This is a genomic window from Verrucomicrobiia bacterium, from assembly GCA_035946615.1.
Classification (GTDB): Bacteria; Verrucomicrobiota; Verrucomicrobiia; order Limisphaerales; family UBA8199; genus DASYZB01.
This window is the reverse complement of the sequence record DASYZB010000120.1, coordinates 1-24,318: the sequence shown is the minus strand read 5'-3', so window position 1 is coordinate 24,318 and position 24,318 is coordinate 1. Positions and strand designations below refer to the sequence as shown.

Annotated in this window: 12 protein-coding genes; 4 read left to right on the top strand and 8 right to left on the bottom strand. The window is 59.8% G+C overall.

What is annotated here, in order from left to right:
- Nucleotides 1–533: 533 nt before the first annotated feature.
- Genes VG146_17970 through VG146_17955 form a run of 4 tightly spaced genes read left to right on the top strand, consistent with a single transcriptional unit; the run spans nucleotide 534 to nucleotide 13,470 of the window.
- Entirely contained in the window at nucleotides 534–1,991 is a 1,458-nt protein-coding gene (locus VG146_17970) for a glycogen synthase (protein ID HEV2394242.1), read from the top strand.
- The gene (locus VG146_17965) at nucleotides 1,991–5,059 is read left to right on the top strand and encodes a PEP/pyruvate-binding domain-containing protein (protein ID HEV2394241.1); all 3,069 of its coding nucleotides are present in this window, start codon (nucleotides 1,991–1,993) and stop codon (nucleotides 5,057–5,059) included. Before VG146_17970 ends, VG146_17965 begins: the two co-directional genes overlap by 1 nt.
- A 6-nt stretch (nucleotides 5,060–5,065) precedes the next feature.
- Nucleotides 5,066–8,554 (top strand): PEP/pyruvate-binding domain-containing protein, encoded by a 3,489-nt coding sequence (locus VG146_17960; protein ID HEV2394240.1) that lies wholly within the window; start codon nucleotides 5,066–5,068, stop codon nucleotides 8,552–8,554.
- Nucleotides 8,551–13,470, top strand: coding sequence for a beta-galactosidase (locus VG146_17955; protein ID HEV2394239.1), 4,920 nt, complete (start codon nucleotides 8,551–8,553; stop codon nucleotides 13,468–13,470). The genes VG146_17960 and VG146_17955 overlap by 4 nt, the downstream gene beginning before the upstream one ends.
- 25 nt (nucleotides 13,471–13,495) lie before the next feature.
- Here the strand turns inward: VG146_17955 and VG146_17950 are convergent, their stop codons facing one another.
- The 8 genes from VG146_17950 to VG146_17915 all read right to left on the bottom strand — a co-directional run.
- Entirely contained in the window at nucleotides 13,496–14,026 is a 531-nt protein-coding gene (locus VG146_17950; protein ID HEV2394238.1) for a peroxiredoxin, read from the bottom strand.
- A 134-nt stretch (nucleotides 14,027–14,160) separates the two neighbouring features.
- Entirely contained in the window at nucleotides 14,161–14,586 is a 426-nt protein-coding gene (locus tag VG146_17945) for a DUF5069 domain-containing protein (protein ID HEV2394237.1), read from the bottom strand.
- Nucleotides 14,587–14,637: 51 nt separating this feature from the next.
- The gene (locus tag VG146_17940; protein ID HEV2394236.1) at nucleotides 14,638–17,823 is read right to left on the bottom strand and encodes an efflux RND transporter permease subunit; all 3,186 of its coding nucleotides are present in this window, start codon (nucleotides 17,821–17,823) and stop codon (nucleotides 14,638–14,640) included.
- 131 nt (nucleotides 17,824–17,954) lie between these two features.
- The gene (locus tag VG146_17935; protein HEV2394235.1) at nucleotides 17,955–19,133 is read right to left on the bottom strand and encodes an efflux RND transporter periplasmic adaptor subunit; all 1,179 of its coding nucleotides are present in this window, start codon (nucleotides 19,131–19,133) and stop codon (nucleotides 17,955–17,957) included.
- Between the two features lie 56 nt (nucleotides 19,134–19,189).
- Complete coding sequence (locus tag VG146_17930) at nucleotides 19,190–19,957, bottom strand: SDR family oxidoreductase (protein HEV2394234.1); 768 nt, start codon at nucleotides 19,955–19,957, stop codon at nucleotides 19,190–19,192.
- A 415-nt stretch (nucleotides 19,958–20,372) separates the two neighbouring features.
- Nucleotides 20,373–21,461, bottom strand: a complete 1,089-nt coding sequence (locus tag VG146_17925) for an enolase C-terminal domain-like protein (protein HEV2394233.1) — start codon at nucleotides 21,459–21,461, stop codon at nucleotides 20,373–20,375.
- A gap of 96 nt (nucleotides 21,462–21,557) precedes the next feature.
- Nucleotides 21,558–22,859 (bottom strand): glycosyltransferase, encoded by a 1,302-nt coding sequence (locus VG146_17920; GenBank protein HEV2394232.1) that lies wholly within the window; start codon nucleotides 22,857–22,859, stop codon nucleotides 21,558–21,560.
- Between the two features lie 530 nt (nucleotides 22,860–23,389).
- A partial coding sequence (locus VG146_17915) for a hypothetical protein (GenBank protein HEV2394231.1) occupies nucleotides 23,390–24,318 on the bottom strand: 929 nt, incomplete at its 5' end.

The window sequence follows — 24,318 nt, the reverse complement described above, 5'->3', positions numbered from 1 at the left end:
CAAATTGCACCTGGTTGCACCAAATTGCAGCTAATTGCGCCAAATTGCAGTTCGACCTGTTACTCGACAAAAATGCGCCAACCCTTGCCCGGCTCCTCCCTTCGGCGACTGTTGCGCCAGCCGCGAACTCCCTCTCCTCCTTCTTGGAGGAGAGGGCCGGGGAGAGGAGGCCCTTTACCTTTCCTCCATTGGGGGGCTGCGGTTTTGGAACCTAAAATCGCTTCCTGCCGCATCCAACCAAATCTGACTAAATCTGACTAATTTTTTCACTCATATGAACCCGGGGAACCCAGGTCTTGACGCTCCTCCCCTCCGGGTTCATTTGCACTCTGATTGGCCCGGCCTGAACAGTGGCGGCAAGCCGATGCTTCTCCCTCCCCCTTCCGAAGGGGCGGGGACGATTGCGGCAATTTCTCTCCGCTTTCCCAAGTGGATGATTTCCTTGGCCGATTTGGGCGGGCTCTGATAAGTAACAGGGTCGAATCCGTGCAGATAACGTGAGCCTTTAGCCCCTATTGCTGATGTTTATCGTGATGATCGCATCGGAATGCGCGCCTGCTGCCAAAGTCGGCGGCTTGGCGGACGTCGTCCATGGGTTGTCGAAAGAACTGGCCATCCGCGGCCACGCGGTGGAAATTATCCTGCCCAAATATGACTGCATGCGTTATGACCGCATCGCCGGGCTGACCAGGACTTACAGTGATCTGTGGGTGCCCTATTACAACCAGTGGGTGCATTGCGATGTGTATTTTGGTTGGGTGGACGGGTTGAAATGCTTCTTCATCGAGCCCCATTCGGACCGCAGTTTCTTCCATCGGGGGGTCTTTTATGGACACCAGGACGACGGCGAGCGGTTCGCCTTTTTCTGCCGGGCGGCGATGGAGTTCCTGCTCAAATCGAACAAGCATCCGGAGGTCATCCACTGCCACGACTGGCAGACGGCCCTGGCGCCGGTGCTGTTGTATGAAATATATCAACACCTGGGGATGCGCCACCCGCGCGCCTGCTTTACACTGCATAACGTGGGACACCAGGGAATCCATGGGGAACAACTGCTCCGAGAAGTCGGGTTGAATCCGGCCGTTCTCATGACATACGACCGGCTGCTGGACGATTACAGGCGCGGAGCGGTCAATGCGATGAAGGGCGGCATCGTCTATTCCAATTTTGTAACCACCGTCTCGCCCAGGTATGCGTGGGAAATCCGCAGCAGCCCGCTGGGAATGGGGTTGCAACGGATATTGGGGGCGCATCATCAGAAGTTTGGCGGCGTCCTGAACGGGGTGGATTACGGTGTCTGGAACCCGGAGGTCGATTCGCATATTGCCAGGTGTTATGGACTTGGCTCACTGCACGATAAGTACATCAATAAGGAAACACTGAGGAATCGTTTATGGCTGCGCCAGGGGATGAAGCCGCTGGTGTCCTTCGTGGGTCGGTTGGACCGCCAGAAAGGCGTGGACCTGATTCTGCAAGCCGTCCCTTACTGCCTCGAGAGGGGTTGCCAGTTTGTGCTCCTGGGGGCAAGTTTGCAGGGAGATATCAATACCGCCTTCTGGAACCTGAAACGGCGGTTCAATGATCACCCGGACTGCCACCTGGAAATTGGTTACAATGAGGAATTGGCTCATCTCATCTACGCGGGCTCGGACATGATACTGGTGCCCAGTGAATATGAACCGTGCGGGCTGACGCAGCTCATCGCCCTTAAGTACGGCACTGTGCCGGTGGTCAGGAACACCGGCGGCCTGGCCGATACGGTCTTCGACGCCAATTACGCCCCCAAGCCGTATCCTGAGCGGAATGGTTACGTGTTCAACGATTACAATTGGCAGGGCCTGGAATCGGCCCTCCAGCGGGCGATCGGGATGTGGAACCATTATCCTCAGCATTTCCGCGAGTTGATGGTCAACGGTATGCGGTGCGATTATTCCTGGAATCATCCGGGCCAGAACTATCTGAGTATTTACAATTATATTAAGGCTGCATAGTGAACCAGGCGGAGCATGACAATAAAGTGACCAGCCAAACCGTCACGACTCGAGACGGCTTGAAATTGGTCGCCCAAACCCGCCGGTCCGAAACGGACGTGGAAGTTACCCTGCAAGCGCCGGCGGCGAGCGGCTTGGTGTTGCATTGGGGACTGAGGCGTCCCAAGGCGGAGGGCTGGCACGCGCCGCCGCAGCCGGCTTGGCCGCCCGGGACGGTGCAGGCCGGTGAAGGCGCGGTCCAGACACCCTTCCCCAACAGCAACGGCCAGGCCCAGTTGGTCATCCGCCTGGGCCCGGCCAAGGATTATGACGCGCTGGAGTTTGTTCTCTTTTTTCCTAAGGACGGGCGCTGGGACAACAACAACGGGCGCAATTACCAGATTCTTCTGGCTGAGCCGGCGCGCCCATCCGCCAGCGGCCCGGGAGGGACCCAGCACGCCGACATCGCCGAGGAGATCATTCGGGCCGAGAGGGCTCACAATTCCTGGACTCTGATGCATCGGTTTAACCTATGCTATGATTTGATCGAGCGGGTGCGCGCCAGCGTCGATGGCCTGGCGCTCATTTACGTTTATCTGCGGTTCTCGGCCATCCGCCAGTTGACCTGGCAGCGGAATTACAACACGAAGCCCAGGGAATTAGCTCACGCCCAGGAGCGTCTCACCCAGAAGCTCAGCGAGATTTACCGGGCTGAGCCTGGCAGCCGGCCACTGATGCGAATGACCCTGGCCACGGTGGGGCGCGGTGGGGAAGGCCAGCGAATCCGTGATGAGGTCCTCAACATTATGCACCGCCACCATATCAAGGAGGTGAGCGGCCATTTCCTGGAAGAGTGGCATCAGAAATTACACAACAACACCACCCCCGATGACCTGGTGATTTGTGAGGCCTACCTGGCGTTTCTGCGAAACAACGGCAACCTGGATTCGTTCTATAAGACCTTGGAGGCAGGCGGGGTCACACGCCGGCGCCTCGAGAGTTTCGAACGGCCAATCCGGAGCCATCCAGATTTTGTGCCGCACTTGAAGGAGGGATTGATTCATGATTTCGAGAATTTCCTCAGAATCCTTAAGGCCAGCCACTCGGGCACGGACCTCGAGACGGCCATCAACGCGGCGCGAAGCCAGGTGGACGCTGGTTTGCAGGGATTGCTGGACCACGCCTGGAAGCGCCGCAATGACCCCCCGGAAGCGCTTGTGGACCTGGTGCGCCAGACTACCGAGGCCCGCCGCCGGTTATCGAGCCTGTTCAGCCGGCAGCAAGGCCTGCGCGAATTGCTTTATCTTGATCTCGCCCTGGAACAGTTGCTGCGCGCCGCTGTCGAACGGAATATTCATTTGCGGCTCAGTGGGGACCAGTTGATTGACCTCATCACCGGGGTCTTGGAGAATGTGACCCTTTCCTTTGAAGAGCCGGAGCTGGCCGCCTGCTCGAGGCACTGGCAGCGGCTGCAATCTCTACCGCGATTGGGCGCGCAGTGGTCGCTTCACGCCAAGTCGGTGGTGGACCGTGCCGCGCGCGCTCTGAGCAGTTGGACCGATCACCTCTACCAACTGCTCCAGCCCAAAGCGGAGCTGCTCGGGCAAGGTTTTCAGGCACAGCCCTGGGCAATTACCCAGTTCAGCGAAGAGGTGGTGCGGGGCAGCAGCTTGGGGTTTGTGCTGGCGGCCCTGCTGCGCTCCATCGATCCATTGCTGCGCCAGGCGGCGCACATCGGCAACTGGCAGACCATCAGCCGCGGCACCGCCGCAGGTCAGGTCGAGGTCGTGGACGCCTTGCGCTCAATCCAGGGGAAGCGTTTTGAAACACCCAGGGTGGTGGTGGCTCAGAAGGTCACGGGCGAAGAGGAAATTCCCGAAGGTGTGACCGCCGTCTTGGTTCCTGATGTTGTGGATATCGTTTCCCACGTGGCGGTGCGCGCCAGGAACGCCGGGGTTCTTTTAGCCTCCTGCTATGACGCTGAATTGTTGGAGCATCTGAAATCTCTGCGGGGACGGCATGTCCAACTGGAAGTCAGCCCGGCTGGGGAGGTGATCGCCAACGAAAACCCCGAGTCCCCCGCCAAGAGCCCGCAGCGCCGGGCGCCGCGTCTGTCGGTTGCAGCGCGCTCCTTCACGAAATATGCCGTTCCGCTGGCAGGTTTCGACGAGAAATTGGTAGGAGGCAAGGCCGGCCGCCAGGCAGCGCTTCGCGGGCGTCTGCCGGAATGGATCCGTCTGCCGGCTTCGGCGGCGCTTCCGTTTGGTGTTTTTGAAAAAGTGCTTGGGCTCAAACAGAACGCAGAAGCTGCCAAACGCTACGCGGAGTTGGTTGGGCAGACCGCCAGTGGCGGCACGGAGCCACTGGCCGCGCTGCGGGAAACGGTGCTTTCGTTGGCCGCGCCCGAAGAGCTCAAGGAGGCCTTGCGCGAGGCCATGAAACAAGCCGGCCTCGGGTGGCCTGAAGACTGGGACACGGCGTGGAAGCGGATCAAACAAGTCTGGGCCTCGAAATGGAACGAGCGGGCCTTTCTAAGCCGTCAGCGTGTAGGGCTTGCCCACAACGCTTTGTACATGGCGGTGCTGATTCAGGAGGTCGTCCCGGCCAACTACGCCTTTGTGCTCCACACGGTTAATCCGGCCAATGGCAACCGCGACGAACTTTTCGGCGAAGTGGTGCTGGGCCTGGGAGAAACGCTCGTGGGCAATTACCCTGGCCGAGCGTTGAGCTTTGTGTGCGGCAAGCCTGGCGGGAAGCAATCACTCCTTTCCTTTCCCGGCAAAAGTATCGGCCTTTACGGAGATGGCTTGATTTTTCGGTCCGATTCAAACGGTGAGGACCTGGCCGGTTACTCCGGGGCCGGTCTTTACGATAGCGTCTTGCTGAAAATTCCCCGGCAAGTGGAGTTGGATTATACCCAGGAGCCTTTGGTGTGGGATGAACCTTTCCGCCAAAAGCTGCTCGGCACTCTTGCGCGAGTCGGCCTGGAGGTCGAGCGGGTCAGCGGTTCGCCCCAGGACATCGAGGGAGCCATTGCCGGGGACAACTACTATCTGGTTCAAACCCGGCCACAAGTCGGGCTGGAATGAGGCTGCATGATAGCCATCGGCAACCAGACCACCTGCTGGGCGCCCCCTCTTGAGCCGTTCGATTACGCGCTCGGCCAGGGATTCGACGCCTTCGAATGGTTCCCGGACAAAAAGCCCGGAGTGGGCTGGGATGAGAGCGACCTGAACGCCAACGCCCGACAGCGCATCCGGGCGGCGGGCCGCACCGGTCGCATACGGTTTTCAGTGCACGCGCGGTGGCAGGCGGATTTGCTGGCGTCAGATTCCTTTCCTTTGGTCTGGAAGGACCTGGAACTTGCCCGTGACCTGGACGCCGCGCTCCTCAATGTGCACTTGTCTCATGAACAAGGGTTGGCGGCTTTTGTGGAAGCCCTCCGGCCGCTGATGCAGCGGACCGCCGAGGTTGGATTGCAACTGGCCATTGAGAACACCCCGGATCATTCGCCAGAACAATTCAACGAGCTTTTCAGCCGTCTGCGCGCGTTGGAACCTCTGAGCATCGGCCATGTCGGGATGTGCCTCGACGTGGGCCACACCAACCTTTGCGCAGCCACTCGCAACGATTACCTGCGGTTCTGTGACCGTCTCGATAATCAGGTGCCAATCATTCATCTTCATCTCCATGAGAATTGGGGCGATGCGGACACGCATCTGCCGTTCTTCACGGGCCCGGCCTCACGCGATGACTCCGGCGTCCGCGGCCTGCTGGCCCGCCTCAAACAAAGGAACTTCTCCGGCGCGGCTATCCTCGAGCAGTGGCCCCATCCGCCTTCTTTGCTCAACGATGCGCGGGACCGGCTGCTCGAGTTATGGAAATCCGGGGCCGCCGGCACAACGGGCAACGCCAGCGCCGTTGGGACCTCCCGCCCAGGCGCCGCCTCGCCGGTCCCAAAAAAGAAAGAAATGCCTCGCGCGTCTCAGGGAGATATTGCAGGCGAACTGGCGGAAGGGGACCGGCGTTGCCGGAGTTGGCGCGAGAAGCTGGATTTTGTTCGGGGCATCCTTGCGCGTGAAGACCCACCGCTGAGGGCTGACCAACTGATTGACGTGGCTATCTACCTGCAATTCCTGGGCACAGGCCAGATCGCCTGCACTGAGGACGGACGGCACTTCCGGCCCGAGCATCATGCGCGCATCGCCTCGCAAATCCAGGAGCGGCTGGCGCGGTTGAAGACCTCCAACAACGCGCTCATCGTCCGCAAGATTTATCCCTGGCTGCCTTCCTCGTCGCCGGCCTTTCAGCGCCCGGAGCCTTTGACGCGGATTCGCGATATCGCCCACCGGAATGATATCGATAGCGACCTGAAACGCGAGATTAAGACCAGCCTGCAAAACAAACTCCATCGGTGCGCCGGGCCCGAGGACCTGGCCGCCTCATCCGCGCTGCTCGAGCGGATTACGGCGGCGGACTCGGCGTATTCGCCCGCTTTTGTCGAACAATTCAAAATCTTCCATAAGGAATTGAAAGAGTTCTTCAACGCGCAGTCACTCGATGAGCGCCTGAGAGCGCTGGCTCCTTCCGTAGATGCCAGGCAAGCTGATTTGATTGGGTCGTTCCTGCGCGAAAAGGCCGGCACTGTTTTGGTCGAACAGCTCGCCGCTCTGCGGACCCTCACCGCCCTGCGCCAGGGTTTTGCTGATACCGAATCAAAGGCACAGCAAAACAACCAAGAGCGCCTGCTGGCAGACATCGCTTTGGAGGACTTTGCGTTCGTGCTGCTGAGCCAAATCATCAACGCTTGCGAAAGCGCAACCCCCGAGAGGGCCTGGGAGTGCCGGATAGAGACCTTGCTGCTGGCGCTCAAGAATCTCGTCCTGACCGGCGTGGACCCCCCGGAGGCAAACGCCTTGGTGGCCGAATTCGAGGCCTGGGGAAAGGTCTCTGCTTCGGCGGAGCGCGATGAGCTTCTCAGAATGAAGGCCACACTGCTCCGCTGCCGCCGCTTGGCGGAGGACTTCGGCGCCCGAACAATCGCCCTGTTCTCCGCGCGGGCTGAGAAACTGGGCCACGCCTTGGGGGTCGCTGAGCATGCGCTCCGCGTGTTTTGCGAGTCCGATATCCGGGCCCATGTCATTTTCCAGGTCTCGAAACTGGCAACGAGCCTGTTGCGCCGGCTTCGCCAACGGCTTGGGTTGGCGGGATGGGATGTGCTGGTCGGGGGCCGGGCTATAGGCCGGGTCAAAACAGCAGACTCGCTTGCTCAATTGAACGGTGAGCTGAAGGAACCAATAGTGGTTCTTTTAAAGAAGGCGGCAGGCGACGAGGAGGTTCCGAAAAATGTCGTGGGCATCGTTTTGGCTCATGAGCTGCCGCACCTGTCGCACCTGGGTGTGCGGTCTCGGCAAGCAACGGTGGTTTTCGCCGCGTGTGAGGAGCTTGCGGAATTCGAGCGCCTGCAACGCTTCGAGGGGCAAACGATTTCTTTTGTGGCTCGTCCCGACAGGGTCGCGTGGGAAAGCGCGGCGGAGCCTCCCTCGCCGGCCAGCGAGTCACACCGGCCTGCTCCCCCAATTCCCGCGGTGCGCCTGAACCTGGAAAGCGCCTGGATTCCGCTCGAAAACGCGGTGGTCGAGACGGGCGGCGGCAAAGCGGCAGGCATGCGCCGGTTGGCCGAGCTGGCGCGCCTGGAAGGGGCGGGATTCAGCACACCGCCTGGGTTCGTCGTGCCGTTTGGCGTCATGGAGGCGGAGTTGGCAGCGGCGCCCCAGGTGGCGACTGAGTATCGGCACTGGGTAACGCGGCTGGACGGATTGGCTTCCGGGAAGTTCAAGGCCGCAACGCAACACCTGCGGGATTTGGTTCAACGGCTTGGAATGCCCGATGCCATCGCCAGGCAGGCGGCACAACGGTTTTCAAAAAACAGCCGCCTTATCGTTCGCTCCAGCGCCAACTGTGAGGATTTGCAGGCGCTCTCCGGAGCCGGCCTTTACGATTCTGTCCCGAATGTGGCGCCGGCGGATATAGCGTCCGCCATACGGACGGTTTGGGCCTCTCTGTGGAGCCAGCGCGCCGCATTAAGCCGCAAGCAGGCGGGCGTCTCCCACGAGCAAGTCCATATGGCGGTGCTGATTCAGGAAATGCTCTTTCCAGACCTCGCTTTCGTTCTGCACACAGTCAACCCTGTTACCCACCGTGTACAGGAGGTCTATGCTGAGATTGTTGTCGGGTTGGGAGAAACCCTGGTCTCGGCAGCGACCCGCGGAAGTCCCTATCGAATGGTCTGCGATAAAGAATCCCTTGCAACAACCATGCTGGCATTTGCCAACTTCAGCCAGGCATCCCGGCCCGAGCCGGCGGGCGGTTTGCGGCGAGAAACCGTAGATTACTCAAGAATTGAGCTGAGCTGCCACTCGATCGCGCGACAAGGCCTGGGGCGGCGCCTGGGGGCTGTTGGCCGTTTCGTCGAGGAGGCCTTGCAACAACCGCAGGATATTGAGGGCCTCGTGTTGAACGGCCAGATTTTCCTGGTGCAGACGCGCCCGCAGCAGGGCCTGCACGGCCCAAACAAGCCATGAGCATTTTGGCTCAATCCAAAGTCAGGACCTTAGGTCTGTTTGAAAAGAGAATTGAGGGTGACGATTGCCTGATGGAACTTGCTCGCCTCCGGTTTCAGGAAGCCGGCATGGGCGCCGAAATGCACGCCGACACGCCGGAACATCTGGTGCACGTGATGGGCTTCCGCCCATGGGAAGACGCTCCCGTTGTTGTGCATCTGGCCCGCGGCTTCAATCTGGCCGAGGAGCCAAGCCGAAAGCGAATCTCGGATTTTGCGGCGCGTTTTGCCGGACAGGTTTACGGACTGGTGCTCCATGACCATGCGACCATGTCGATACGAAAGAAGGATTATATCGCCGCAGCGTGGAAGATGGATGACCAGCTCGAGAAGACCAGCCAATGCCCAATGCTCTTCATTGAATATGCCGCGGGACTCGATCCGGATGATTTCGCCCGTTTTTTTTCGGCTATCCCTGATCTGGACCGCATTAGCGCCTGCATCGACATCGGCCATGTGGGCATTCGCGAGGCCCGGGCGGCTTATGCCCGAAGCCACGGAGGCGAAGATATCTGCGCCCTAAAGGCGCAGAGCGCCCGGTTGCCGGCAGTCATGGCCGATGTGCAAGACGCCGTCAGTTCCGGGGCTGTCGCAGTCCTGGATTTAGTGCAGAGAATCGCGGCTTTGAAAAAGCCCGTCCATTTCCATTTGCACGACGGCCATCCTCTTTCGACTTTCAGTCCCTTTGGCGTTTCTGATCACCTGAGTTTCTTGACTGAGATTCCCCTGTCTTTCGAATATGGCGGACGCCGGGCAGTGGCCCCGATGTTCGGGCCCGCGGGCCTCTCGAAGCTCGTAACCCGCGCGGTCGAATTGATGGGGCCACGGCGCACATCGTTCACGCTCGAAATCCATCCCACAGGCGAGCGCCTGCCGCTAGACCAGGCCGCTTCGCTCTTCGAGCATTGGTCTGATAAGGCCAATGCTGAGAAGATGAACCATTGGCTCGCGGTGCTCACCAGGAATCATCAATTATTGCGCCAGGCCATCGAGGCGGCCTCGCGTTTCCTTTTACTGATTCTGGCGCTTTGTGTCGCAGGCACACCGGCCTGGGCCCAGGTGAACGTGCCTTCTCATGGGGATTTTAAAGGCCCTGGGGCGAATACGGGCTCGGCGGTGGGACAGACGCAGGCGCCCGACGCTGTGTTACCATCCGGCATCAGCCTGAATTGGGACGTGACAAGCGTCAAAACCGTGAACGCAAAGCGGGCACAGGTTTCGTTGAATGGCATCTGGCGCTTCATTCCCGCAACCCAAGGAACCGCGCCGCCGCCAAAGACCGGGTGGGCGTATATCAAGGTGCCGGGGAGTTGGCAAACTTCCCGGGGCAGGGCATCCGATTTCGTGGCGCTTGGTGGCGGCCCACAGTGGGAAGCCTATGACGGAGCGCAGGTGGTGCGGGCCTGGTACGAGCGCCGGGTGAGAATCCCGGCGGACTGGGGAAGCCGCCCGATGAGCCTGCGCTTCGACCGCGTATGCACGGACGCCATTGTCTATGTCAACGGCAAGGAATGTGGAAGAGTGCCGTGGCCCTGGGGTTCGGTGGACATTACGTCAGTGGTAAGGGCCGGAGAAGAGGCGGATATTCGTGTGCTGGTGGCAGCCATCGCGGATGCGGACCAAGTGGGGAGCTTCTGGCAGAATGCCTTGAGCAGCACCGTCACCTTTTCATCCGCTTCTCTAAAGTCCCGTGGCCTGACCGGCAACGTCTTTTTGGAAAGCCGTTCCTCGGAAGGCCACGTAAACGATGTTTTCGTGCGCACTTCAACTCGGAATAAGGACATCTCCCTTGATGTGGAGTTGACCGGTGTTCAGCAGGCGGGCCAGGTGCGGTTCGTCGCGGACATGCTCAACGAAAAAGGCGAGGTCGAGAAGAGTTTCACGGCGGACGCGGTGGCGGTTGCCAAGGAAACGCAGAGTTTTTCCCTCGCGTGGCCCTGGGCCAACCCGCGCCGATGGGACGTCGGCCAGCCCAATCTCTATACCCTGCGGCTGAAAGTCACGGGCCCCGGCCTGGACGACGAGTATAACCAGGAATTCGGTTTCCGGGAGTTCTGGGTCGAAGGACGCAAGCTCTTCCTCAATGGCACGGAAATCCACTTGCGCCAGCAATGCTTCTACTCGGGACCGCACCCGCAGGTCGGCGACACCATTTCGGAGTTCGGGGATGAGCGTGTGGACACACGCGGCGATGCCTCCGACGCGGGGCGAGCACTTGACCGCGCCGATCAGGCGGGATACCTGGCGGCCGTGTACATCCTGGACGCCAACAAGTACATGATGAATCGCGGCGGCGGCCCTGTCTGGGAGAAGAATCAGCAACGGGCTTTGGACCGAGCCGGCCTCTGGATACGCCACTACCGCAACCATCCCTCTGCTGTGATGTGGATAGCCGGCATGAACTTCTTCAACAGCGCCGTGGACGCGGACCCGCGCCATGTGGGCCGCCGCGGTTGGGATGAGAGCAACACGCGCTGGCAGCGTCTGGTGGTCGTCGCCAAAGAGATGTTCGATGGACTTAGAAAACTGGACCCGACCCGTGCCTATTACAGCCATGCAGGGGCCTATACGGGAGACATTTACACGATGAACTGCTACCTGGACCTCTTACCGCTCCAGGAACGCGAGGAGTGGCTCAGCGCATGGTCCCAAAGCGGTGAGATGCCGGTTTCCATGGTCGAGTTCGGCACCCCGATGGACTGTACGTTCCGGCGCGGACGCGAAGGGTTCACCCGCAACATCACGAGCGAACCATTGTTGACAGAATTCGCTGCCATCTATTTTGGCGCGCAGGCCTATGCTGCGGAGGAACCAAAATATCGGCAGTATCTTCACGGCCTGTTTCGCAGCGGGATGCTCTACGAGAGTTCCGAGAACCACCTGGATGAGTATGCCAACAACCACAGAATCCAGCAGCTTTTCCGTATCAATACGTGGCGTAGCTGGCGGACCGCGGGGCTGCCGGGTGGCCTGCGCGCCTGGTCCTGGATGCAGGACGCGCTCAAGGAGATCAACGGTCCGACCCTGGCGTGGATCGCCGGCCCCGGTCTTTCTCCCTCAGCAGGCGACCACCGCAAATTCATTTCAAACCCGGAAAACCTGCTTGAGGCGACGCCTGAAAGAGCGGGGGCGTACACGGCAAAGGACCACCACTTCAGCCCAGGCCAGAACATCGAGAAGCAGATCGTCCTGATCAACGATACCCGCCAGCCCCAGAATTTCACAGCAGCCTGGAACGCCACGCTCGGCGGAAAGTTAGTCGGGAAGGGTCAGATGGAAGGCAGCCTGGCGGTTTCCGAGATTCGGTTCATTCCTTTCCATGTCATCGCGCCCGCTGAGCAAGCCGGCGGCAAGACCGATGGCCTGATTACGCTTGCCGCAACTATCGGCCAGTCCCAGCACCAGGATAGTTTTGAGTTTCGTGTCTTTGGCAAGGACAAGCCGGGCCGCGGTCAGATCGCTATTGTGGATTCGAACGGCATGACCAGCAAGATGCTGGCGAGCCTGGGCTATCGCACCCGTTCCTGGAAAGGCGCGTCTGCCCCACGTCTGGTGGTCATCGGGCGCAATACCTTGAAGAACGACCCGGCAGCGGCCGCCCGGTTGGAGTCTTATGTGCGGGCTGGAGGTCGGGCTCTGATCTGTGCCCAAGACCCCGACTGGCTAACGCGCGCGCTCGGGTGGCGCGTGTGCCCAAAGGTGACACGGCGCGTCTTCCCCGTCCCTTCCGCTATTCTGCATACGCCCTTGTCCTCCCTGGATTCGGAAGACCTCCGCGACTGGACCGGCAGCAGCGCGTTGATTGAGGCCTACCCTGAATATGTGGGAAATTACCTCAGAGGAAATGAAGGAAACCAGCCCTACGCGGGGTGGCACTGGAGCAACCGCGGCGGAGTCACCAGCGCGGCCATCGAGAAGCCCCACCGTAGCGGCTGGCGCCCTTTGCTGGAGTGCGAATTCGACCTGGCCTACACGCCGCTCATGGAGTTGGACTACGGCCAGGGCCGGGTGATCGTCTGTACCTTGGACCTGGAAGACCACGTGCTCGAGGACCCCGCGACGCGGCGCATGGCCGGGCGCATCGTTGATTACGCGCTTCATTCCCCCCTTTCTCCACAGGTGAGCAAGGTCGTTTATCTCGGCGGCCCATCGGGCGCGGCATGGCTGGACAAAACCGGGGTGAGTTACCAGCAGTCCGCTACGCTGGACACCAGCGCCGGCCTGCTGCTCATCGGCCCGGATGCGGCCCTCGACACGGCAGCGCTCACCGCCTACTTGGAACAAGGCGGCAAGGCCTTCTTTTTGCCGCGCTCGCAGGCAAACGGCTGGCTCGGCGCCACCCTCAAACCGGCTGCACCCCTTTTCGCCGGATCCCTGTCGCCACCGGAGTGGCCTGAAGCTCGAGGCCTCAGCGCGTCGGACCTTCGCTGGCGTTGTTACCTGGACACTCCTCACTGGTTGTTGAGCGCAGGGGCCGAGTTCGGTGCGGACGGCCTGATTGGCCGCAAAAAGCTCGGAAAGGGCGTGGCTGTCTTCTGCCAGGTGGACCCGGATTGCTTCCATGCGGATGAGAAGACCTATTTGCGCTACACCCGGTGGCGGTCCACCCGTGCCGTGGCCCAGCTCCTGGCCAACTTGGGCGCAAGTTTTCCAGTGGACAGCCGGATATTCCATCCCCTCGCCTTTACGGGCGAGTTGGGCTTCTCCGTGGCTCCGGACGGCGATCGGTCGGGGCGCCAATCTACGGGGCCGCGAGCTGGAGTGGAAAACTCGCTGAGTTCCCACCCCGAGGCCCCACAGCCTCTCACGTCTTATTGTCCCGATTACCGCACTGACTTCGATATGGGAGATAATCCATACCGCTATTATCGGTGGTAGCCCGAGGCAAACGTGAATTGGAGTGTCACCCGTTCTTCATTTTGTCGATGGCCTCCTGGTTCTCAGCCAGGTGGGTGGCGGCGTTCGGGGAATCGGTGATGTGAACGATCCGGCCATCCAATCCAATGAGGAAGCTTACCCTCCGGGCCATGTTTCGACCGGTCATGCGCACGCCGTAGGCATCGGCAATCTTGCCCTCCGTATCCGCCAGCAACGGAAAGTTCAAATTGTATTTGGAGATGAATTTCTGATGGCTTGCAGACGAGTCAAAACTCACGCCCACAACCTCAACGTTTTCTTTCTTGAGGTCCGTAATACGGTCGCGGAACCCGCAAGCTTCCTTGGTGCAGCCGGGGGTGTCGTCCTTGGGATAAAAATACAGCAGCACGATTTTTTTCCCCACCACGCCGGAAAGCTTCCAGCCGTTGCCGTCCTGTTCTGTTCCCTGGATGAGTGGGGCTTTCTCGCCGACTTTGGGCATATCGCCGGCCTGGGCCTGGCCGAGGGCAACGGCCAGGAAGGCGGCGGCCAAGGCGAGTAATGAGATTGCTTTCATATGAATATCAGGCTTACTTGTGCCAGTTTTCACCTAATCCAACTGCTGGCGGTTGTCAAACGGCGTTGCCATCCCAAAACCTCGCTTAAAAAATTTCTTAAAGAGCAAACTATGCGGAAGAACCACTACGTGCCTTACAGCCGTTTTTCGTCTGCGTCGATGAAATCGACGAAACTCTGAATGTCGGTCCGATGCGCCAGGCCGGCCTGTTCTTTGCGCATCTTGAGGCGCGCCTGCATCTCGGGATCGTCCTTTTTGGGGTAGTTTAACAATCGTTCGCGGAGAGCGGCCTTGACCGATTCAGGCTTGTTCGCGTTCTTGAGCGCCCAGTCGCACACTTGGCCGTCGGTAATCGAGTTGCGCACCACATCCAGAAAAAGCTTCGCATCGACGCCTGCAGCTTCGAGCCACCGACCATCAAACCCTTTGCAGAAATTGGGCTGGTAATCCGGATGGAGTTTTCCGGCGAAATGCAGGCGGATTTTGTCAATAAAGCGCGGCAGATGCATCCAGCCGCACATGGTCTCTCGCGGGCTCCGGGGATAAATGATGTCGCTCATGCGGCAGATGATTGACGCCCGGGGTTTTGCTGTCAACTTTGCGGTGATATGTCATTGGGCAGGGGTTGGCGCCATGCCGGTTTGAGGTTCTGCCGCAGGGGCAGTTTTCGCTTTAAAGCCCAATTTCATCAAGGTGACGTAGAAGACCGGGGTCAGGAACAAGCCAAACAGGGTCACCCCGATCATGCCGCTGAATACTGCAATGCCCATCGCCTGGCGCATCTCGGCGCCGGCCCCGCGCGATTTGACGAGCGGGAACACTCCGGCGATGAAGGCGATTGAGGTCATTAGGATTGGCCGCAGCCGCAACCGGCTGGCCTCGATGGCGGCCTGGACTGAAGAGAGGCCCTGGTCTTGTTTGTGTTTGGCGAACTCGACGATGAGAATCGCATTCTTGCAAGCGAGCCCGACAAGCACAATCAGGCCGATTTGGGTGAATATATTGTTATCGCTGCCTTTGAGCCAAACGCCCGCAATGGCAAAGAGCAAACACATGGGGACGATGAGAATAATGGCCAGCGGCAGGCGGAGGCTCTCGTACTGCGCGGCGAGCACCAGGAACACCAGCAGGATGCACAGCGGATAAACATAAATGGCGGTGTTGCCGGCCAGAATCCGCTGATAGGTTAGCTCGGTCCACTCGAAGGCCATGCCTTTGGGCAGCGTGTCTGCGGCGATTTTGGAGATGAGCGCTTCGGCCTGGCCCGAGCTGAAGCCGGGGGCGGGCCCGCCGTTGATTTCCGCCGCCGGGTAGCCGTTGTATCGCATGGCGCGCGCCGGTCCGTGTGTTTCACTCACTCGAACCAACGTCCCGAGCGGCACCATCTGGCCTTTGTCATTGCGGGTCTTGAGCCTCGTAATTTGTTCCGGACGCTCCCGGAACCGGGCGTCGGATTGGGCGATGACTTTGTAAGTGCGTCCGAAGCGGTTGAAATCGTTAATATAAAGCGAGCCGAGATAAACCTGCATGGTTTCGAAGAGATTTTGAAGCGGGACGCCTTGCTGTTTGGCCTTAATACGGTCGATGTCGGCGTCGAGTTGGGGCACGTTGACGGTGAATGTCGAGAAGACGCTGGCAAGCCCCTGAGTCTGATAGCTCTTGCCGACAATGTTCTGAACATTTTGATAAAGGGCATCGTAGCCCAGGTCGGCCCGATCCTCGATGTAGAGCTTGAAGCCGCCGATGGTGCCAAGGCCCATAACGGGCGGGGGCGGGACCGTCAGGACGAAAGCATCCTGGATTGAAGCGAACTTCTGGTTCAGCGCGGCGGCGATGGCCGGGCCGCTAAGGTTCGGGGCGCGGCGCTCCTCGAAGGGTTTCAGCGTGAAGAAGACAATGCCCGCATCGGGCGCGACGCTGAACCCGCTGATACTCAGCCCTGGAAACGCGACCGCGCTTTCCACGCCCGGTTGTTTGAGCCCGATGTCCGACATCCGCCGAATGACCGACTCGGTCCGGTCGAGGGAGGCGGCCTCGGGCAATTGCGCGAAAGCGATTAGGTACTGCTTGTCCTGCGTTGGCACGAAGCCGGTGGGGACCTGGTTGAAACTCCAACCGGTGAGCAGGACCAGGCCGCCATAGACCACAAGAGCCACCATGCTTTTGCGCAGCACCGCCCCAACGCCAGCGGAGTATTGGTTTCCCGACCAGGCAAACACCCGGTTAAACGGACCGAAGAACCAGCCAAGCGCTTTGTCCATGAGCCGGGCGAAGCGGTCCTTTGGCGCCCCGTGCGCTTTGAGCAGGACTGCGCACAAGGCCGGCGAGAGCGTCAGTGAGTTGAATGCGGAGATAACGGTCGAAATGGCGATGGTGATGGCAAACTGTTTGTAAAACTGCCCGGTCAGGCCGCTGATGAAGGCCGTGGGCACAAACACAGCGCACAACACCAGCGCCGTGGCGATAATGGGGCTGGTCACCTCGCTCATGGCGCGCCGGGCTGCATCCGGCGGACTCAAACCCAGGGCAATGTTGCGCTCGACGTTTTCAACAACCACGATCGCGTCGTCCACGACAATTCCAATCGCCAGCACCAGTCCGAAAAGCGAGAGGTTGTTGATGGAGAATCCCAGTGCCAGCATGACAGCAAAAGTGCCAATCAACGAAACGGGCACGGCAGCCAAGGGGATAATTGACGCACGCCATGTCTGGAGGAAAAGAATGACTACAATGACGACCAGCAGGACGGCTTCCAAGAGCGTGTGCACCACCGCCTCGATGGAATGGCGCACGAAGACCGTTGGGTCGTACACCACGGCATAATCGAGGCCGGCGGGGAAATTCTTCTTCAACTGCTCCATGGTGCTGCGAACTGCGGAGGAAAGTTGGAGGGCATTGGCGCCAGGCGTCTGAAAAATCGGCAGCGCGACAGCGGTCTTATTGTCCAGCAGCGAGCGCAGAGAATAGCTGTCGGCGCTGAGTTCAACGCGGCCAACATCTTTAAGGAGCGTTTTTTGGCCGTTGGGACCGGTCTTAAGCACGATCTGGCCGAATTCCTCGGCAGAAAGCAGCCGGCCTTTGGCATTGATCTGCAGCTCAAACGCGACTGGCCGCGAGACGGGTTGCTGGCCGACTGCGCCTGCGGCGACCTGGACGTTCTGTTCGCGCACAGCGGCCACCACGTCACTGGCTGTGAGGTTGCGGGCCGCGAGCTGGTCGGGGTTCAGCCACAGGCGCATGGCGTAATCGCCCGAACCAAAAACCTCGACATCACCCGCGCCGGGAATTCGGGCCAGCACGTCTTTAACCTGCAAGGTGGCATAATTGCGCAGATACACATCGTTGTAGCGCCCGTTTGGGGAAAAGAGATGCACCACCATCGTGAGGTCCGGCGATTGCTTTGTCGTCGTGACACCAAACTGCCGGACTTCCTCGGGCAACTTAGGCAAGGCCTGCGAGACCCTGTTCTGCACCTGCACCTGGGCCTTGTCTATGTCGGTGCCCAGCTTGAATGTAACCGTCAGCGTCATGACGCCATCCGGTGTTGCTTGAGAAAACATATAAAGCGAGTCTTCTACGCCATTGACCGCCTGCTCGAGCGGGGAGGCCACGGTTTCGGCAATTGTTTTGGGATTGGCGCCCGGATAATTGGCCCGAACGACAATGGTCGGCGGAACAACCTCGGGATATTCGCTAATCGGCAGCCGCCACATGGCCATCAAGCCGATGAGGAAAATGAGGGTCGAGAGCACCCCGGCGAAGATGGGCCGGCGGATGAAAAAATGTGAGAAGTTCATGCGGGAAACCCTTGAGTGTAATGGGAAGGGGGTTTACTGGGAGGACCGTGGGATGGTCCCCGGCCCTCTCCGCTCCCGAAGGGGAGAGGGGGAAGCATCGATAAGATGTAGATCATGTTAAGGACTCCTTACTAACGCGTGGCGAGGCTTCGGCCATTGTTGCCGGCCATTTCGGGTTGAGGGGCGACTGGCATCCCGGGGCGCACCCGTTGAAGTCCATTCACCACGATTTCTTCGGACCCTTGCAGGCCGGAACGGACGATGCGTTTGCCCTCGAATTCAGGCCCCAGCTTTACCGACTGGTATGCAACGGTGTTCGAGGATGTCAGCGTCAGCACAAATTTCTGAGCCTGGTCGGTGCCGATAGCGCGCTCTTCGACCAGCAGCGCCGGATAGCGCGCGCTGACCGGCACCCGGATTCGCGCAAAAAGACCCGGGACCAGCCGCCCATCGGGATTGGCAAAGACCGCGCGCAACAGGATGGTGCCGGTGTCAGAATCGAGACGGTTATCAAACGACTCGATGCAGCCGCGGTGCGGATAATTTGTCTCATCGGCGAGCTGTAATTCGACTGGGATTTTGCCGGCGCCATCGGTTTCCACCTTGTTGGCGCCCACCAGGGCGTTGAATTTCAGGAGCGAATTTTCATCGATGTCCGCATAAACATAGACAGGGTCCACGGACACAATCGTGGTGAGGAGGCTGGCGCCGCCCGCCAGGCCGCTGACGTAATTGCCTTCAGTCAGGAGCGCGCGGCTGACGCGCCCGTCGATAGGGGCCCGGACCTTGGTATATTCGAGGTCGAGTTTGGCCGTGTCGAGCGCCGCCTGGGCAGCGAGGAGGGCTGCCTTAGCCTCCTGATAGGCGGATTGGCGGGCGTCGGTTTCCTCGACTGAAACGGCTTTATTAGTCAGCAGTTGGGCAGCGCGGTCGGCCTCGCGGCGCGCATTATCGAGGCGAAACTTCGCCTCCTCGAACTCGGCCTGGCGCTGGTCGAAAGCCGCCTGGTGCCAGCGCGGATCGATTTCAAAGAGCACCTGGCCCTTTTTCACAAGCTGGCCTGATTGGAAGCGGACTTCCTGGATATAACCCGAGACGCGTGGCCGGACCTCGACCGCTCTCACCGGTTCGATGCGCCCGGTGAACTCGTCCTGCTCGACAATCTCTTTGCGTTCCACCGGCGCGACCGTCACCGCGGGCGGGGCGGGTTTTGGCAGGGGCGCCCTCTCTCCGCAACCGGCAACCAGCAGCAGGCTCAGGCCCGCGGTTAATGCCGAAAACTTCCGACCAGGTATAAGTCCAAATCTCATGATTGTGTGCTTCCAGAGTATGACGAATGAGAAGGGGCTTTCAGGACAGCATGGGGTCATTGCGCGGTCCAACCCCCATCCGCTGTCAGAGACAGGCCCGTAACGAACGAGGCTTTGTCCGATGAGAGCCAAAGCACGGCTTCAGCGATTTCTTCGGGACGCCCAAGGCGTCCAACGGGATGCATGCCGGCCAGTTGATTGAAAAAATCGGAACCCGGTCCGCCGGTGAAGCGATTAAGCATTGGGGTCTCGATGCCCCCGGGAGAGACCGCATTGACGCGAATGCCTTGTTTGGCATACTCGAGAGCCGCGGTCTTGGTCAGGCCCAGCACGGCGTGCTTGCTGGCCACGTAAACGCTTACACCGGGAAAGCCAACCAGGGCGCCGACGGAAGCATTGTTCACAATCGACCCGCCCCCGTTCTTGAGCATGGCGCCAATCTCGTGCTTCATGGCCAGCAGGACCCCCAGGACATTGATATCCATGACCGCCCTGTAGTTTGCGGCGGACTGCTCATGGGTCTGTTTTCCCACCTCGCCTTCGATCCCGGCGTTGTTAAAAGCGGCATCGAGCCGGCCATATTTGGAAACAGTGTCCGCCACCAATTTTTCCACTTCACCTTCGTTGGAGACGTCCGCTTTGATGAATTTCCCCTGTCCTCCAGCCTTCTCTATCAGCGCGACGGTTTCATAGCCTTCCGCCTCACGCCTGCCAGCGACCACCACTTTTGCCCCTGCGCGTGACAAGGCCAGGGCCGCAGCGCGCCCAATTCCGCTGGTTCCGCCGGTGACGAGGGCAACTTTGTCTTCCATTAATCGCTTCATAAAATCTTCCTGTTTGATTGTTCCCTTTGAGCCCAAGGCAAGCCCTATGCCAACCGCTAAAGGCGGAGCTAATGGTGAAGATAAGTAATTGCCAGTCAGAGTGATCCTAGACAAACACAGATAACCGCCCTCGGCGCGACATTAAGCATATCCGTCGTTTCCAACTTTTAAACGTCGCAAACAACGTTGCATCGTTGCCGCTAAGCCGGAAACATGAAGAAGGGAAACAGGAGGAAACGGAGATTTTTGAAGCACTTTTGTGGGGAACGGAGGCACAAACGGCGCCTCACGCTTCAGTGACCAGCTACAAGGGAGCCAAACAGAGTTTTGGTTTTCTGTTCGCGCCTCCATTTTCTCTGTTGCCTTCTGTTCAAACTGGCTGGTTACGGCTAAGGCACTATCGGTACGACTGGGTTCAAACCGCATAGCGTTGGGCGTCGGCGCGCTTGAAGACCAGGCCGAGTCCCGGATGGGACAAGTCCGGGGTAAGTTTGCCCTGGACCGGTTTAGCCGCGCCATCGAAAAACATTTCTTCAATGCGGTAGTGGTCATAGAAATATTCGATATTGAGGGCGCGTGCCAACGCGCAACAGGGATGGCGGTGAATGGAAGGGGCGGTGTGGGCGGAGAAGGGGGTCAAAAAGGCATCGCAGAGCGAGCCTGCGCGCATAAAGCCTGTGATGCCCGCACAACGAGTGGCGTCGGCCTGCAGCACATCCACAGCGCCTGCCTCCAACATGCGGCGGAAATAGAAAGAATCGTAGCCATACTCCCCGGCGCTAATCAGCATGGAGGCCGGAGCGCGGTCTCGCATCAGGCGCAGGCCGTGAAGATCATCCGAGGAGACGGGTTCCTCAAACCATCGAACTCCGCAGGCCTCGAAGTCTTTGGCCTGTAGCAGGGCCTGCTTGCGCGAGTAAGCGCCATTGGCATCGACGAACAATTCTGTGTCAGGCCCAATCGCCTCGCGCGCGGCGCGAATTCGAGCCAGGTCCTGGGCAGGGTCGCGGCCAATTTTCATTTTGACGGAGGGCAGTCCGCTTTGTGCCCAGCCGCCGAGTTGGTCGGTCAGGCGCGCGATAGAGTAGGAAGTAAATCCGCCGCTGCCATAAGCGGGAACGGCTGGGTGGACCTGGCCCAGGAGCTTGACCAAAGGCAGTTGGAGCAGGCGGGCCTTGAGGTCCCACAAGGCAATATCGACGGCGGCGATGGCCATGGAGGAGATGCCGGGCCGCCCAAGATTGCGCAGCGAGCAAACCATCAGTTCCCAGGCGCCGGGGATGTCCATGGCGTCGCGCCCGGCCACGAGCGTTTGGAGTTTTTCGCTGATCAACACAGCGGCGCTCTTGCTGGCGTAGGTAAAGCCCAGACCAACATCCGATCCCGCATAAGCCTCCACCAGCACCAACGTGGTGGAATCCCACTCCAAGGTCCCATCCGACTCAGGCCCATCGGTAGGGACCTGGAAGACCGCGACCTCGAACCGGTCGATTTTTGCATTCATGCTGTTGAACGCCCGATCGCGTCCGCGATTCTCTTGAGGTCCTGAACGAATCGGGCCATTTCCAGGCGTCGGGTCTCTTGGTCGGGGGCGCGCAGTTTAACAACAAACTGGCTTAAGAATCCCAAGGGGTTCTGCGGAGGGAAGCTCCCGGGGCGAGGGGCCGTCTTGAGGCCCGAGCCGCCGGCTCTCTCCGTCAGCCGCGGTCTTCGAAGCTCCTCCCAGAAGCTCCAGAACGTATGATTCCAGTTCCAGGGCGCGGTGGCGGGGGGTGTGGCTTGCCAAAACGCGCTGCATGGCGCGCGCAGCGAGGCGCCGTCGCTCGGTTTCGGTGGTGTCAATCAGGTACTGCAAGGCCTGGCTGGAGGAATGGGCGAGGAGGATTTCACGGCCAGGTTCGAAGTAAGTTTCGAGGCCAGGCCAGTAATCGCTGATGATTGGAGAGCCACAGGCGGCGGCTTGAAGGAGGCGCGCGCCGGGGGAAAAGCCGGTCTCGATCATATGGGCCCGGGTGATATTGAGGGTGAATTTCTGCGCATTATAAAAGGCACGGTGCTTGGCCGGCGGAATGTGGGTGCGGCGTTTCACATTCTTTGGCCAGCGAATGGAACGCGGGTACTGCGGCCCGGCGACGATAAAACGGCCCTTATTCCAGGCGCACGCCGGCCGCAACAGTAATTCATCCAAAGCAGGCTGCCGGTCCTCGCTGTAGGTACCCATGTAACCCAGGTCCCATTTCTTTGGCTGCGCCTGCGGGTAGTAGAGTTGCGGATCGACAGAGCAGTAGAGGGGGCGGGCCATAGGCGAGCCGTAACGGTTTGCTATCAGATCGAGAATTGGCCCGCCCGTTAAAGAGAGATACATCTGGTAGCGCGGGATGAGGGCCGTGGAGAGATAATCCAGGCTGCCCCGGAGGAGTTTGGCCAAAGTGACCGGAGTATCAATGTCGTAGAAGGCGGTGATGCCACGGGCCACGCGCGTGACCCACTCACCGATGGCCGCCCCTTCATGCACAAATGACCCAACAACCACCAAATCCGCGTTGCGAATGGCGGTCCCGAAGCGGTCCTTGAGTTGCTTAAAGGTCGAGTAGAGGGCGAGCCGGCAGTAAGGCGGATTGGGCAGGTCGCGGATGAAGGCGCGCCACTCCGAATCGCGTTCGAGGAACAGGACCCGGTGCCCGCGTGCGGCAAGTTCCTGGACCAAGCCGCGGTAGATCGTGGCATGCCCATTGCCCCGGCAGGAGGTGATGGATAATCCCAGGATGATTATTTCGAGGGGCCGAGGGCTGATCTGGGCTTCGGTGTTGGCTTGCGGCATTTCGCCGGCGTAGGCCAATGGCAAGGTGGCCAGGCGGTTACGGATGAGGCTTGAGTTCTGGATGAGGGGATTGGAGTTCATATTATCGCGGCTCCGGCAAGGTGGCCGGAGAGCACATTTTCGAGCTGTTCTGCGTGTTGCGTGTACGTGTGTTGAGTCTGCCCCCGCAGCGGCCAGGGCGCCATAGGGACAGCCCCTCCCGGGAACCCCTGATTAGACCCCACTAGCCCGCAGGGCGGCACGCTGCGTCTATTTATTTGCACTTGGAAGGTGGAGCGGCCCGCGCGATTAAGTGGCCGGCTCGAAGACCGGTCTTCCTGATGCCTGGCTTTGGGCCACTGCCCGCCTTCGGGATACTAAGCCTCGCCAACATGAAATGCGATTTCTTCGTGATCGAGCTGGTTCTGGGTTGACACGGGGGTAATGAAGCAAGCGCCTGCTTGATCGACGAATATACGACCGATTCAAACAGGAGATTGCGGCCGCCGACGTTTGCAAGCTCCTTCGCGACGGGTACCGCATCGCTGTTGGTAGATGAGGCGGCGGCGGTCATAAACGCGCGTCCGGTCGTGAGGACGAGTTGTCCGAATCCCAAGACCTCGTCCACAAGGTCAGGGGTGGTCATCGCCTGCCGGACAGCTTCGTCGTTTTCCACGTAGCGGCCGGCGTAGTCGCTCGGGGTGGGGTGTGGCGTAAAACTCTGAGATGACCTGAATCCGGGTGGTGGCAGGCGGAAATCCATAGTCTGCAGGGTCCACCCTGCCGGTAATCACAACATCCTGCTGAAACGACCCGCGCTCCAGGGTGAAAACGACGTCGGCGCAAACTCCTTGGAATGCATTAGGGAAAATGATAGTGTTGCTGCTGACGAGCGTCCCCGAGCAGTCCGTTATGTTGCCGATTACGGCAAAACCGCCGCCGGCAGAATCGTAAAGCGCGATGGCGACCGGGGTGCACTGAAAAGCGTTGGCTTGATCTGCGCTTGGGTCGCCAACGATTACCGCCGCTGGCGTGTTCAGGTTCGAGGCGATTCGCACGCTATGCTGCACACGGGTGGCGACAAAGGCATCCCCAGCCGGTGTTGCCTCGAAAGTGGCATCGCTCGGGCTCCATTGGGAACCAGCCCAGTAATTCATGCCCGAAGCGATTTCGACTACCCGATGGTGTCGCGAAGCCGCGCTAGTCGTGCCTGAGCCAAGGCGCCACACGCGGTAGTCGGGACCTATCTCATCCGGAGGGGCGGTTCCCTGGTTTGAGGTATTTGAATTCTGGACAGCACCCGCGTTTGAAGCTTGCAGGGCCGCGAGCACGCGCTTCTGGTGCACATTGTAAATAGCACTTGCGTGGGTGGGGCCTCCGAGCGCTCTCCAAACGGGCTGGGTTGGCGGGGCTGATGGGGTTTGGCCACATGCTGCTGCCAGCCCACCAAGCGAAAGAGCGGCTCCGCACACGAGCCATTGGGAAGAGGTTTTAGTGATCGAGAAAACCCCGTTGCTCACACTCACACGTGGTCTGCTGCTCCGTATCGCTCGAGGAGTTC